This is a genomic window from Vibrio sp. JPW-9-11-11, from assembly GCF_013369335.1.
GTDB lineage: Bacteria > Pseudomonadota > Gammaproteobacteria > Enterobacterales > Vibrionaceae > Vibrio.
Window position 1 is genome coordinate 518,405 of record NZ_SZQJ01000005.1, and the last position, 14,914, is coordinate 533,318.

Here is a 14,914-nt window from a genome sequence, read left to right on the forward strand (position 1 = left end):
TTAAACAAACGCCAGAAAAGAAAAAGGCCATTACTATGAATGGCCTAGATTAAATCAAGTGGATGTCACTGTGATTAGATATCGAATCGGTCGGCGTTCATCACTTTGGTCCACGCTGCGACAAAATCAGCGATGAATTTATCGCGATTATCATCTTGAGCGTAGACTTCCGCGTAAGCACGTAGAATCGAATTAGAGCCAAACACTAAGTCCACTCGGGTCGCTGTCCATTTAGTTTCCCCGCTCATTCGATCCTTGATGTGGTAGAGATTGCGACCTTTTGGCTGCCATTGATACGCCATATCCGTTAGGTTAACAAAGAAGTCGTTACTCAACACACCCACTCTATCGGTAAACACGCCGTGCGCTTCGCCGCCGTAGTTCGCCCCAAGCACGCGCAAGCCGCCAATAAGTACCGTCATCTCGGGGGCTGTCAGACCCATCAATTGTGCGCGGTCAAGCAGCATCTCTTCCGGCGACACCGCATAGTGCTGCTTCTGCCAGTTTCTAAATCCATCAGCGACTGGTTCTAGCACGTCAAAGGAGTCAACATCTGTCATCTCTGCTGTTGCATCCCCTCGTCCTGGGGTAAAAGGGACAGCAACGTCAGAGCCGGCTGCGTGAATCGCTTTCTCCAGCCCAACATTACCGGCCAGCACTATGGTATCGGCGATGCTAATACCAAACTGCTGCGCAATCGGCTCTAATACCGCCAATACACGTTGTAAACGTTCAGGCTCGTTGCCTTGCCACTGATTCTGCGGCGCAAGACGAATTCGCGCCCCATTGGCACCGCCTCGATTGTCTGAGCCCCGGAACGTGCGCGCGCTGTCCCACGCGGTGCTGACTAGCTCACTGACCGATAAGTCGCTTGCCGCTATCGCGGCTTTTACCGCATCAACATCATACTCATCGCGACCCGTTGGAATGGGGTCTTGCCAAATGAGGTCTTCCTGCGGCACATCTGGGCCAAAGTAGCGAGCTTTCGGGCCAAGATCTCGGTGAGTCAGCTTAAACCAAGCACGGGCAAAGACTTGGTCAAAGTAAGCCGGGTCATTTTTGAAGCGCTCGGAAATCTTACGGTATTCTGGGTCAACCTTCAGCGCCATGTCGGCATCGGTCATCATTGGCTTGACGCGAATAGAAGCGTCTTCGACATCGACCGGCATATCTTGCTCTGTAATGTCTATCGGCTCCCACTGCCAAGCGCCAGCTGGACTTTTGGTCAATTGCCACTCGTATTTAAACAGCAGATCAAAATAACCGTCGTCCCACTGGGTTGGGTGAGTGGTCCACGCTCCTTCGATGCCACTAGTGACAGTGTCACGACCGATACCGCGAGTTTTGTGGTTGTTCCAACCCAGTCCTTGCTCTTCTACATCCGCCGCTTCGGGCTCAGGGCCTAGATTTGCCGCATCACCATTGCCGTGCGCTTTACCGACAGTGTGACCACCCGCGGTGAGCGCGACAGTTTCTTCGTCGTTCATCGCCATGCGAGCAAAGGTCACACGCATATCTTGCGCGGTTTTGAGCGGTTCCGGATTGCCATCAACACCTTCAGGGTTGACGTAGATAAGCCCCATCATCACCGCGGCTAGTGGGTTTTCGAGGTCACGCTCGCCGGAGTAACGGCTCTGTTCACCACCGCTAGGCTCAAGCCACTGCTGTTCAGAGCCCCAGTAGATGTCTTTTTCTGGGTGCCAAATATCTTCGCGTCCAAAAGCAAAGCCGAAGGTTTGAAATCCCATTGACTCATAGGCCATATTGCCCGCGAGGATCATCAGATCTGCCCAACTGATCTTGTTGCCATATTTGCGCTTAATCGGCCACAGTAGACGGCGAGCTTTGTCTAGGTTGCCATTATCTGGCCATGAATTGAGAGGCGCAAAACGTTGGTTACCAGTTGCCGCCCCCCCGCGGCCATCAGCGGTTCGATAACTACCTGCAGAGTGCCACGCCATACGAATCATCAAGCCACCATAGTGGCCCCAGTCAGCGGGCCACCAAGCCTGACTGTCTGTCATCAGATCTTTTATGTCTTGCTTTAACGCTTCGACATCAAGCTTCTCGAGCTCTTTGCGGTAGTTAAAATCCGCGCCAAGTGGATTCGTTTTGCTGTCATGCTGGTGGAGGATATCGAGATTGAGAGCATTGGGCCACCACGCAACGTTTGAGTCACTCGATTGCGTCATCGCGCCATGCATTACTGGGCACTGGCCCGCAGCGGTTTTATTGTCTGACATTGGCTATCCTTTTGTATCATTGACCTTATTTACGTCATTAAGGATAGACAACAAAGCGCTCAGACACCCATTGATTACTTCTATTTCATTGATGGGTAAAAACAATCAAAAAAAAGCCAGGGCTAAAAGCCCTGGCTAAGTGCCATTCGTGTTTAGAGCCAGCTTATAAGAAGTGGAAGGTTGCGTTAAGAGAGAAGTTTTTTACGTCTTCTTCTTTCATTGAGAATACGTTGTAGCTAGCGCCAAACGAAATTGGCCCCATCATAAAGTACTCAGCGCCAACACCGTACATCATATCCACTTCGTCTTCTTTAAAGCTGTTGCCCGTTAACTCGTATGAGTGTATGCCTGCTTTTGCATAAACATGTAGCGGACCAAAATCAATACTTGGCTTAGCGGCAAAATAAACCCCAGAGCCCTCTAGGTCACCGGTGTAGTTACCGTAAGTGACGTTGTCGAAGTCACCAAAGTTTTGATAGCCCGCTTCCAAACCGATAAAAGGCAGGATACCAGTACCCACGTGAACGTTGTATGACGTCGCAGATTCATTGCCTAGATCAGCCTGACCTACACTCGCGCTGCCGTAGATCCATGAATCTGCCGAAGCAGTAGCGGATGCGCCAATCAAAGCTAGCGCCAGTAGTGTCTTTTTCATAATAAACCTTCTCTAGTGTTAGGCTGCAGAGGCTCACGCTGGCAAACCTCTGCCGTGTTTGTCAAAATTCCGAACGGTATAAGTATTTATGCAATTTATATACCTAGCAAGCTTCAATCGCCATTTTTATTCGCTTATCAGAAACAGGATAAGGTGTGCCCAGTTGCTGGGCAAAATAACTCACGCGCAACTCTTCGAGCATCCAACGGATCTCTTTCACCTTGTCTGGCACTGCCACCCCTTTCGGAATCTTATTAAGCAGCTCTTTGTAATCGTTGGTTACGGATTCAATCTTTAGCATATGCAGTCGATCTTTGTTCGGATCGATCGGCAGTTTCTCCATTCGACGCTCAATCGCTTTCATGTAGCGCAAAATGTCAGGCAGGCGCTGCCAACCACACTCGGTGGCAAAGCCCTTAAAGATCAGTCCTTCCATTTGCGCTTTGATGTCCGACAAGGCAAACGCCATACTAAAATCAATCTTACCTTTGAGCTTTTTGTTGATGTTAAAGGCAGTGGTCAAAATCGTTTCTACCTGTTGAGCAATCTCAACCACAGTGTCGCCCAATTCGGCGCGAACATACTCTTTCAACTGTTCGAACTCTTCAGGTTGCCAGACCAATCCGCCCTTCTGTTCTATTAACTTGTCCACCCCACATGCGATGCAATCGTCAATAAGGTCGAGCACTTTTCCATACGGGTTGAAATAAAGGCCCAATTTGGATTTGTTCGGTAGATTTGAATGCAAGTATTTGATCGGTGAAGGAACATTGAGCAAAACTAAGCGGCGTTGACCCGCTTTCATCGCCTGAACTTGCTCCTGTTCAGTTTCGTACAGCTTGATCTCGACACTGTCTTTACTGTCCACGATGGCGGGGTAAGCCTTCACCTCGTAGCCACCGCGCTTCTGCTGATAAACTTTGGGCAGTTCGCCAAAACTCCACGTATGTAGGCCTTGTTGTTCGATATCGTCATCAGCCACTTTAGATAAGGTTTGCTGAACTTTATCTTTTAGGCTCTCTTTCAGCTCGTGTAAATCACGGTGTTCTTTCAACTTACGATTGCGATGGTCAACGGCGCGGAACGTCACCTTAAGATGATCAGGAACTTGGTCGTAATTCCAATCTTCGCGCAATACTTCCACCCCAGTCATTCGACGCAGCTCTTTTTCAAGCGCATCGAGCAGCGGCGACTCCATTGGTGTCGATCGGGCTAAAAATGCATCCGCATAATTGGGCGCAGGAACAAAATTTTTGCGCACGGTTTTGGGCAAAGACTTGATGAGACTGACGACCAACTCATGGCGCAGCCCCGGAATTTGCCAGTCAAACCCAGCGGGCTCAACTTGGTTAAGGATTGGCAATGGCAAATGCACGGTGACACCATCGCTGTCTTCGCCCGGTTCAAACTGATAACTGAGTTTAAGTTTAAGCCCGTTTTGATGCCAGAAATTCGGGTAGTCCAAGTCAGTGACATGGCTGGCATCGCCCTTAAACAGCATCTCTTTTTCAAAGTTAAGCAGCTCAGGGTTAGTTTTCGCCGCCGACTTCCACCAAGTATCAAAGTGACGACCTGACACCACCTCCGTACCAACACGCTGGTCGTAAAAGTCGAACAGTTCGTCATCATCGACCAAGATATCGCGGCGACGTGACTTGTGTTCGAGCTCTTCAACTTCTTGCAACAGCTTACGGTTCTGTTTGAAAAAGGCGTGCTTAGTTTCCCATTCTCCTTCAACTAATGCACTGCGGATAAAGAGTTCACGGCTAACCACAGGATCGATACTGCTATAGTTGACCAGGCGTTTAGGTACAATAGGAATGCCATACAGCATCACCTTTTCATGGGCCATCACCGCCGCTCGCTTTTTCGACCAATGAGGTTCGCTGTAGCTGCGTTTGATCAGGTGTTTTGCCAAAGGTTCAATCCATTCGGGTTGAATTTTGGCGATAATACGTCCCCAAAGCTTAGAGGTTTCGACCAACTCGGCCGACATGATCCACTTCGGTTGCTTCTTAAACAGACCAGAAGCGGGGAAGATATGAAACCTCGCATTCCGCGCACCTTGATATTCATTCTTCTCTTGGTCTTTGATACCAATATGAGACAGCAAGCCAACCAAAATCGCACTGTGGACGCCTTGGTAGCTGGCGGGCTCGTCATTGAGCTTAAAACCCATTTCACGCATCGCTTGGTGAACTTGGAAGTAGACGTCTTGCCACTCGCGCACGCGCAAGTAATTGAGATAATCCTGCTTACACTGTTTACGGAACTGATTGCCTGACAATTGCTTTTGCTGTTTTTGGATATAGTCCCACAGATTAACAAAGGTCAGGAAGTCGGACTCTTCATGGAAGAAACGGCGATGCTTATCATCAGACGACTGCTGTTTATCACTCGGACGTTCACGCGGGTCTTGAATAGACAACGCAGAAGCAATGATCATTAGCTCTTTCAACGCGCCGTATTTAGGCGCCTCAAGCACCATGCGCGCTAAACGAGGGTCGATCGGCAACTTCGCGAGTTGGCGACCTGTTGCCGTAAGACGTTTTTTCGGATCTTTGGCTTTGTCATTAATCGCACCCAGCTCTTCAAGTAGGCGCACACCGTCTTGAATATTACGCTTATCTGGCGCTTCAACAAACGGGAACGCTTCAATGTCACCTAGCCCGAGTGCGGTCATCTGTAATATGACCGAAGCCAAGTTGGTGCGTAAGATTTCAGGGTCAGTAAACTCTGGGCGAGCGTTAAAATCTTCCTCAGAATAGAGGCGAATACAGATCCCCTCTTCGACACGACCACAGCGACCTTTACGCTGGTTGGCGCTGGCCTGAGATACGGGCTCGATAGGTAGACGCTGCACTTTGGTGCGGTAACTGTAGCGGCTAATACGTGCAGTACCCGGGTCAATCACGTACTTAATCCCAGGTACGGTCAACGAGGTTTCGGCGACGTTGGTCGCGAGCACAATACGACGTCCAGCGTGGGGCTGGAAGATTTTATTCTGCTCGCCAGCAGACAAACGCGCGTAAAGCGGCACTATCTCTGTGCTCTTCAAATTGCGCTTCGCCAAGGCATCGGCAGTATCACGGATTTCTCGCTCACCGTTCATAAAGATAAGGATGTCACCTAGCCCTTCGTCACACAGCTCGTCGACCGCTTCGAAAATGCCTTCCAACTGATCACGGTCGCCATCGTCGTCACCGCTAAGTGGACGGTAACGGGTCTCAACAGGATAGGTGCGACCGGAGACTTCAATAATTGGCGCGTCATTAAAATGCTTAGAAAAGCGCTCTGGGTCGATGGTCGCCGAAGTGATGATCACTTTAAGGTCGGGGCGTTTTGGCAGCAGTTCTTTTAGGTAGCCTAAGATGAAGTCGATATTAAGACTGCGTTCGTGAGCTTCATCGATGATGATGGTGTCGTACTGATTAAGGAATCGATCGTGCTGGATTTCAGCTAACAAGATACCGTCAGTCATCAATTTAATTTGGGTATTTTCTGAGATTTGATCGTTAAAGCGGACCTTGTAACCGACAAACTCACCCAATTTGGTTTGCATCTCTTCCGCGATACGGTTGGCCACCGAACGCGCAGCAAGACGACGAGGCTGGGTGTGGCCAATTAGGCCAAATTTACCCCGGCCCAACTCAGCACAGATTTTGGGCAACTGAGTGGTTTTACCCGACCCGGTTTCACCAGCCACGATCACCACTTGATTGTGTTCAATCGCGTGCGCAATATCGTCTTTCTTCTGACTGACTGGCAAAAGTTCAGGGTACTCAATCGTCGCGGAGACTGAACCACGCTGTTCGGCTTCCATCATCGACTTGGCAATGTCGAGCGCGATCTCGTCAAATACGGCGTGGCGCGCGGCGTCTTTTTTGATTTTATTTGCCCCGGAAATACGCTTACTTAAACGAAATCTGTCTTTCAACATGCACTGACTCAGTGCTTTGCGTAACGATGCCGCGCTGTTCGCCTGAGCTTGATTGTCAGGGGCGGCTGAGTTGTTTGGCTGTGACGAAGTCAAAGCATTACCTATTCTTTTCTATCGATAAAACTGCGCGGATTGTAGCACAGGTGAGAGTAAAAACGCCCACAACGCGATGCGGGTGGGCGTGTGTGACACGACGATCGTTCAAAAATCGATCTGTACATAGAGGGTGTTGTAATTGCTCCCCCCTTTGATGCGGCCAAATTGCGACGCTTTTTCAAAGATCGCACTGCGGTGATGGAGTGAATAGCCAAACCAAACATGCTTGAAGTCAGGTTGATTGAAGAGATCACCAACGTTGACATCAAAAGAGAAATCTAGGTAGTTGAGCAGTTTACTTGGCGTATAGCCTTTTCGCTTCATCTCTTCGTGCTCGATATAGGTATAGCTATCAATGTACGAAAGCCCTTCTGCGACGCCAAACCGCCACTGTGTCGGCCAATCAAACGTGTAATAAGCCTTAATCGCAGCCACGTACTCCGTCGAGGCAGACTGAACCGAAGATGACCAATGGTGAACGAGGCCAGGCGTCAAGTAGATATCGATCGGCACGCCAAACAGTTCGTCCGTCAACGGATGCCCATAAAATAGCGAGGTCAATTGGTTGTTGTATGGATCTTTTTCACGGTTAAAACTGAAAATTTCGCCAATATTGGAAGGCGTCGCCCAGCCGTGCGCCACTCGCCAGTAACGCGGATTACTCAACTCTGCCTTGGGCGCTTTGGTTTTATCGTTAAAAAAGCCAAAGCCGAGAAAGAACTCACCCTGAAATCGGTCATCGACGACCGTCGAATTATACGCGTTGTTATCAAGACGCGTCACACTCGCCCCGCCGAGTAGGTACAGGTTTGAAGCGACATGATAACGGGCTTTGACCCCAGCATTAACATCAATACCCGCACCAATCGCCTCTCCGGTGTACGGTTTAAACGCGTAGTACTCACTATTAAAGTCCGCATCTTTATATCGAAGTGTGGTATGAGGTTCGAGTTCCCAATCGCCCCATTGATAATTGGCCGATGCCGTCAGATTGACATGAAAGCGCATATCTTTATCGCTCATTACTTCGCCATCTAAAGTCCAAGTATCATCGAGTTGGTAACTTAGTTGAGCGCCAAAATCGACCGCATCGCCCTGGTAACTATTTTGCGCGGAGGCGGGAATATCAACAAAACGTAACCGCATTAATGCATTAAGTTGAAACCTATCTTTTTGATACAAATAGGCTCCACCTTGTGTGCCGTCGATAAACACGTGTTCATTTTCAAAGAACATCATAGGCACAAAGGTACTGACAGTTTGGTCACTGCTGTCAGTTATAAACGGAATAGACGCGGTACGAGATACCGCAGCAATCCCCCACTTTTGCTCCGCTATCACGCCCTTTTCTTGAGCATACGATGTGGGAGCCCACAAACCACTGACCGCGATCGAAAGTATCGATAACGAAGTTTTATTTATCATTTTCTATCCAAAAGTAACGTAACCACTCAAAAACCAACCAACTAATGTGCTTAATACTTAGGTTTCTGCGCCATTGGTCGTTAAAATAGGAAGATATGATCCCTTAAATCCAATGATTGTGAAAGCATCTGAATTAAAAAAAAGACTCGATACATTGCCAACCGATTGTGATCCAGACATAGTGACCGGAGAAACTTGGCTGCCTGAGCGCCTATTAGAGACCCACTTAGATAATGAGCTATTGTTTCTCAGTTTCGATACCGCCCCAGAAGAGTCACAAGGCGAAGAGGAAGGGCGCGGTTTTGTCGAACACGAAGTCGCGATGATTCGCCAGCGTTTCGAACAGATTCTGGCTGACAGTTCCGACAACAAGACCAAAGCGGATGCTATGTTGGCTCTTTTTTTAATGGGACATGAACGTTCCAGCTCAGAGGTCGTTGAAATTTTAGAAGACCCCACCCCACCAGACGAGCCGACAGGGTAACCCATGCCAGATTCTCCCCCTTTTTTGATTGCCGGACCAATATTGCGCAAAGCCGCTGGCGATGAGTTGGTATTTTGGTTAGTGACGCGCGAGCCACTGAAAGGAGAGTTCACACTATGCCGCAGCGGCCAAGTACTGTTTCGCTATCAACTCGAACAACTCGAACCGATTCAAGTTGGCAAACAGTGCTTTGTCACTCTCGCCCAGTTCAAGGGCCAGTTCCCTCTCGATTGCACACTGAGCTATCAGTTCGATACTCAGTTTGGTTCGCTCAGCGAGCGCTACCCGCACTTGTTGTACCCTGGTGAATCTGAACTGAACTTCACGATATCCAGCAAAGCCGACTATGTGATGCATGGCTCTTGTCGCAATCCACACTATCCTAGCGATGACGCCTTGGTTCGCAGTGACGAGAAGGTGGCAGCCTTGACGGTTGAAGAGCGTCCTGATTTATTGATGATGAGTGGCGATCAGATCTACGCCGATCATGTTGCTGGACCAATGCTGGATGCCATCATCCAAACCATTGAACTGCTCGGATTGCCCAACGAGCGCTTCAAACAGGCTCCCGTGTCAAACAGCCAATCGCTGTATACACACCCCGATTGCTACTACGGTCGTGACCGTCTGTTGCCACATCACTATGACGATGGCCACCTGTTAACTAAGCTGTTCCCGAAACGCAACGCACCTATTTTTACCTCCACCGATGCAGAGAACCACCTCGTGACTTTCAGTGAGTTCTTTGCCATGTATCTGTTAGTGTGGTCTCCTACCCTGTGGCCCGAACTTAACCTCGGCCGTTTGCGAGATAACGCTTTTGAACATGCTGGCCACACCTTAACCCCAGAACTTCAGCAACGTTGGCATGACGAACACCAAGTGATCCGTCAGTTCGTTGCAGGGCTTGATCGCGTTCAACGTTTATTTGCCCATATCCCTACCTATATGATCTTTGACGACCACGATATAACGGACGATTGGAACCTCACCATAGGTTGGGAAATGGCCGCTTATGGCAACCCTTTTTCAAAACGAATTATTGGTAACGGGCTCATCGCCTACTGGTTGTGCCAGGGCTGGGGAAACGAGCCGTCTAATTTTTCACCCCAGTTTGTTCAGCGTGTAAAAGACTTTTTGACCGCGCCCGACAGCAATAATCATGACCATTTGATTGACCACCTTTACCGATTTGAACAATGGCACTACACCATTGAGCGCTCACCGAAAGTGGTGGTACTCGATACTCGAACTCGGCGTTGGCGGTCTGAGTCGCGTATGAATAAACCATCAGGATTAATGGATTGGGAAGCCATGGTTGAATTGCAGCAAGCGCTCCTTCATCAAGATAAAGTCATTATCGTTTCTGCCGCGCCCATGTTCGGCGTAAAGTTTATTGAAACACTGCAACGCATTGTCACCGCACTTGGTAAACCTTTGATGGTGGATGCCGAAAACTGGATGGCTCACCGCGGCAGCGCGAACACGCTGCTGAGTATCTTTACTCACACCAAAACACCGACCAACTTCGTGATACTGTCGGGTGATGTTCATTACTCATTTGCCTATGACATCACACTTAGATTCAGACGCAACAGCCCCAACATTTACCAAGTGACCTGTAGCGGGTTGAAAAGCCAGTTTCCTGAGCCTCTACTCGCATTGTGTGATCATGCGGACCGGCTGCTCTACTCGCCGCGATCACCACTCAACTGGTTTACTAAACGCAAACGTCTTAAGGTGAAAAAACGCAACCCAAACACACCGGGTCGACGTAGGTTAGTCAATAGCAGCGCGATTGGCGAACTCAAGCTCGACGCGCAAGGTAAACCGCAGCGTATCTCGATTCTGACCGGGGATGGGGACGAGTGGGAGTTTTTACCGATAAAAGAAAAGTAAGATTTTTGTCAAATAGGTTGTGATCATTCTCGCTTGCCATTATCTATAACTTAACAACACCGACAAAGGCGCACGCTATGCTAAATTCGATCACTAAACTCTTTAAACAGCTGCTAGATGGCGAAGATTTGGGCCAACACAAACTCGACGACCCCAACTTAGCGATCGCTTGCTTACTGTGTGAAGTGGCAGGCGCCGACCATCAAGTCGACCAGCAAGAGCGCGACGCAAAGCGCCACCTGATACAAAAACTGCTTGAGCTAGACAGCGGCCAAGCAGAAGCCCTGTTAGCCAGAGCCCAACGCGCAAGCCAAGAGTCAACCTCGCTGTATGATTTCACTTCGCAGTTAAGAACGTTAACCCCTGAGGCGCGTTTTCAGCTAGTGCAAGCAATGTGGCAAGTGGCCAACGCGGATGGCAACATTGACCCATTAGAAGACGCGGTGATCCGTAAAAGCGCCGAGCTCCTCTACGTCGACCACAGTGAGTTTATCCGCGCTAAACTGTCGGCGACGGAAAACACTGCCAAAGACTAACCATCGTCTGCGGGAAAATCCCGCCGATGTCGTCACCATTGCGATGTGAATTGCGTTTCCAAGCATCGTGTTGTGGCTACCACAACTCATCGGCTACGCCTAGCATGGCATAAACAATAAAGAGGGAGCCGTTGCTCCCTCTTTTCAGTCACAGCATAGTCAACGCCAATTTGGCTAAGTTGTATGCGTCGACATAGCCTGAGTGTTGGCGACCTTCCCACTCAATACCTTTGCTCTCTTGCGCCGCTTTATGTCCGACCCGTTTATCTTTCAATCGGTTTTGAATACGAAACAGTGTGGCTAGGTTAATGAATTCGTTAAATGGCATCTCGATGCCCTTGTCTTGGCACTCTTTGGCCAAAATGCGGTCATCACGACCCCAAGCTGCATAAATCTTGTTTGCTCCGCCGAAGTTTTTCACCATCGACTTGATGACTTGTTCAAGCGGACGTCCCTGCTTTTCGACCTTACGTGGAGTAATCCCAGTTAACTGAGAACAAAACAGCGACACCTCATCATGGTCAGGTTTGACGTAATATTGAGCGCGCTTGACGATTTCGCCTTTCACCAAGTCGATTTCAGCTAGCCCGACTTCGATGATTTCTCCTGTGGTACCGACACCGTTTTCATTCCAACAGCACATCTCTAAATCGAAACACACTACACGGTTATGGTTCATGATTGGCCTTTGTTCAGTTTCCGCAAAGCGCGAAATTCTACATCAGAAAACGACAAAACTCGAATTCAAGTTACCGATAGATTGATGGCAGCCAATTGAAAGCAAATTATCTGGTACTATACGTCGCTATACCGCCAGGCAAACATAGTACCTATTGACGGGTAAAACTCAGCGACATTTCGGTTAAAAACAGACCAGTTGGGCGCCTAGCGCCCTGATTAGACCTGTTTTAGTAGCTGAACACTGGCTTGATTATGCTAATATTCGGCCCAATCTAACAGAATAACCAGGCTCCTATTCCAACCCAGAGCCTTCACAGAGATTTGCCCATCTCTGAAATCAAAAACTAAAAGAGAAATGTCATGACGTTCGATTTACAAATGATCCCTCAAACGTTCGATATGCTTCACGCAGGCCTAACGGCATCGAGTGTGCTACTGATGCTCATCGCGGTGTCACGCAAGTCTAAAGTGATTGAAAAAGTGGTCGAAAAGCCAGTGGAAAAAATCGTAGAGATCGAGAAACCTGTCGAGAAAATTGTCGAAGTTGAAAAAGTGGTTGAAGTCGAAAAAGTGATCGAAAAAGTCGTCGAAGTGGAGTCGAAACTCGCGACTGCTTCGACCGATTCTGCCGCGCAGCTGCTTTCAATCATGCAGCAAGAGGCGCGTTTAATTGATTTTCTAAAAGAAGACCTGACGACATTCTCTGATGAAGAAGTCGGCGCCGCTGCGCGCGTGATCCATAGCGGTGGTCAGAAGGTACTTAGCGACTATGTGACGCTTGAAGCGATTCGTAGCGAGGATGAAGAAACTCGCATTACTGTAGAAGAAGGCTTTAACCCGCAACAGGTCCGCCTAACGGGGAATGTCACTGGCGACGCCCCATTCCACGGCACACTGGTCCACAAAGGGTGGAAAGCAAGTGCCATCAACTTACCGAAATTGGCTGAGAACTACGACGCATCTGTCATTGCGCCAGCCGAGGTAGAGTTGTAATGGAACACCAAAACAACCAGCAACACGCAGGTGAGATCCAAAGCACAAAGTTCAGCGTCGGCATCGACTTGGGCACGACCCACTGCGTACTTTCTTATGTGGATACACACGACGAAGACTCGCGAGTTGCCGTAATGCCGATTGCACAATTGACCGCGCCCGGCACCGTCGAAACCCGCTCTCAACTGGGTTCATTTCTATATCAGCCTCACGAGCATGAAATGAACCCCGCATCACGGGTGTTGCCATGGTCAACAGAACCCAACGCCCTCGTCGGCGCCATCGCGCGTAACTTAGGGGCGAAAACCCCTATTCGTTTAGTGGCGAGTGCAAAGTCGTGGCTTTGTCATGGCGGTGTAAATCGCCGTGAAGCATTTCTTCCGGCCGGAAGCCCAGTAGAAGTCGAGAAAGTCTCGCCACTGCGCGCAACTGAACTCTACCTCGAGCACCTCAAGCAGGCATGGGATCATACCCACCCGCAACACCCGCTCGCGGAGCAAGATGTCACCATTACCGTACCTGCATCATTCGACCCAGCGGCGCGTGATTTAACGGCAGAAGCGGCACGTAACGTGGGTTTGGCTCACCTGACTCTACTTGAAGAACCACAAGCGGCGCTCTATCACTGGATTGATAACAGCAACGATACCTGGCGCGATCAGGTGGCTGTCGGCGACATTGTGTTGGTTGTCGATATCGGCGGTGGAACCACAGACTTATCATTGGTCGAAGTGACAGAGCAAGAGGGTAATCTTAGCCTCAACCGTATCGCGGTCGGCGAACATATCCTGCTAGGCGGCGACAACATGGATCTGGCGCTGGCGTATCGTTTAAAAATGAAACTCGCTCAAGAGGGCAAAGAGCTTCAGCCATGGCAAATTCAAGCCATGACTCACGCATGCCGTGACGCCAAAGAAGCATTACTTAACGACAGCGAGCTGCAGGCGGTGCCTATCGTGGTACCAAGTCGTGGCTCAAAACTGCTCGGAGCAACACTCAAGACAGAGCTGACTCAAGATGAAGTTCAACAAACCTTGGTTGAAGGCTTTTTCCCTCAGGTGGCAATCGACGAACATCCTGTCCAACGCAATCGTGCAGCATTAACCCAAATGGGTCTGCCGTATGCGCAAGACGCCGGGATCACTCGCCACATTGCCGCTTTCTTGACCAAGCAAGCCAATGCCCAAGGTGGAGAATCGCAGAGCGAACCTACATTCAACCCGTTCGCTAACATGCCCGGTATGGGCGGCGAGCAAGCCGCAACGGCGTTTATTAAACCAACCGCCATCTTATTCAATGGCGGTGTGTTGAAATCGAGTCTGCTTGCTCAGCGTTTGGAACAAAGCATCAACCAATGGCTTGCACAAGCAAGCGCGCCCAATGCAAAGCGCCTCTCTGGGGTCGATTTAGATCTTGCTGTGGCAAGTGGTGCGAGTTACTACGGCGCGGTTCGTCGCGGTCAAGGCGTGCGTATTCGCGGTGGTATCGCCTCGAGTTATTACGTCGGAATCGAAAGCGCGATGCCTGCCATTCCAGGAATGGCCCCTCCAATGGAAGCCTTATGTGTCGCGCCATTTGGTATGGAAGAGGGCTCAAGTGTCGACGTTCCAAGTCAAGAATTTGGCTTGGTTATTGGTCAGCCGGTCAACTTCCAATTCTTTGGTTCAACCGTTCGCCGCGATGATGATGCTGGCACCCACCTTGACCATTGGGGTGACGAGGAGCTTGAAGAACTGCCAGAGATTCAAGTCACGTTGCCTGTTTCAGAAGGACGTCGCCAAGGTGAAGTAGTTCCCGTGACATTAGCTTCTCGGGTAACTGAACTGGGCACCCTGTATCTGGAGGCAATTGCCAGCGACAATGGTCAGAAATGGCATGTTGAGTTTGACGTGCGTGAAGACGCGCAAGCGAACTCAAATCAATAAGCATAATCCGATAACGGCACCCTAGGTGCCGTTTTTC

At 49.6% G+C, this 14,914-nt stretch carries 10 protein-coding genes; 5 read left to right on the forward strand and 5 right to left on the reverse strand.

Translation table 11 applies throughout. The features are described 5' to 3' along the window. Nucleotides 1–74 precede the first annotated feature (74 nt). From katG to FCU94_RS08140, 4 genes are all read right to left on the reverse strand, one after another. Nucleotides 75–2,243 (reverse strand): catalase/peroxidase HPI, encoded by a 2,169-nt coding sequence (gene katG / locus FCU94_RS08125; protein ID WP_176288034.1) that lies wholly within the window; start codon nucleotides 2,241–2,243, stop codon nucleotides 75–77. 163 nt (nucleotides 2,244–2,406) lie between these two features. Next, nucleotides 2,407–2,898 carry a porin family protein gene (locus tag FCU94_RS08130; RefSeq protein WP_176288035.1) on the reverse strand — a complete coding sequence of 164 codons (492 nt, stop codon included), beginning with the start codon at nucleotides 2,896–2,898 and terminating at the stop codon, nucleotides 2,407–2,409. Between the two features lie 103 nt (nucleotides 2,899–3,001). Beyond that, nucleotides 3,002–6,931, reverse strand: coding sequence for an ATP-dependent RNA helicase HrpA (hrpA, locus tag FCU94_RS08135; RefSeq protein WP_176288036.1), 3,930 nt, complete (start codon nucleotides 6,929–6,931; stop codon nucleotides 3,002–3,004). 108 nt (nucleotides 6,932–7,039) lie between these two features. Beyond that, the gene (locus FCU94_RS08140) at nucleotides 7,040–8,359 is read right to left on the reverse strand and encodes a MipA/OmpV family protein (RefSeq protein WP_176288037.1); all 1,320 of its coding nucleotides are present in this window, start codon (nucleotides 8,357–8,359) and stop codon (nucleotides 7,040–7,042) included. 118 nt (nucleotides 8,360–8,477) lie between these two features. Between FCU94_RS08140 and FCU94_RS08145 the strand changes: the two genes are divergently transcribed. The 3 genes from FCU94_RS08145 to FCU94_RS08155 all read left to right on the forward strand — a co-directional run bounded on the left by FCU94_RS08145 (nucleotide 8,478) and on the right by FCU94_RS08155 (nucleotide 11,278). Then, entirely contained in the window at nucleotides 8,478–8,843 is a 366-nt protein-coding gene (locus FCU94_RS08145; protein ID WP_176288360.1) for a hypothetical protein, read from the forward strand. A 3-nt stretch (nucleotides 8,844–8,846) separates the two neighbouring features. Beyond that, nucleotides 8,847–10,742 (forward strand): alkaline phosphatase D family protein, encoded by a 1,896-nt coding sequence (locus tag FCU94_RS08150; RefSeq protein ID WP_176288038.1) that lies wholly within the window; start codon nucleotides 8,847–8,849, stop codon nucleotides 10,740–10,742. A gap of 77 nt (nucleotides 10,743–10,819) precedes the next feature. Beyond that, entirely contained in the window at nucleotides 10,820–11,278 is a 459-nt protein-coding gene (locus FCU94_RS08155; RefSeq protein ID WP_176288039.1) for a TerB family tellurite resistance protein, read from the forward strand. A 148-nt stretch (nucleotides 11,279–11,426) separates the two neighbouring features. On the opposite strand, the gene FCU94_RS08160 is transcribed toward FCU94_RS08155, so the two are convergent. Continuing rightward, nucleotides 11,427–11,957, reverse strand: coding sequence for a 3'-5' exonuclease (locus FCU94_RS08160; protein WP_176288040.1), 531 nt, complete (start codon nucleotides 11,955–11,957; stop codon nucleotides 11,427–11,429). 362 nt (nucleotides 11,958–12,319) lie between these two features. On the opposite strand from FCU94_RS08160, the gene FCU94_RS08165 reads away from it, so the two are divergent. Both FCU94_RS08165 and FCU94_RS08170 read left to right on the forward strand, forming a co-directional pair. Then, nucleotides 12,320–12,952, forward strand: coding sequence for a DUF2760 domain-containing protein (locus FCU94_RS08165; protein ID WP_176288041.1), 633 nt, complete (start codon nucleotides 12,320–12,322; stop codon nucleotides 12,950–12,952). Next, nucleotides 12,952–14,877, forward strand: a complete 1,926-nt coding sequence (locus tag FCU94_RS08170) for an Hsp70 family protein (protein WP_176288042.1) — start codon at nucleotides 12,952–12,954, stop codon at nucleotides 14,875–14,877. The genes FCU94_RS08165 and FCU94_RS08170 overlap by 1 nt, the downstream gene beginning before the upstream one ends. Nucleotides 14,878–14,914: the final 37 nt, after the last annotated feature.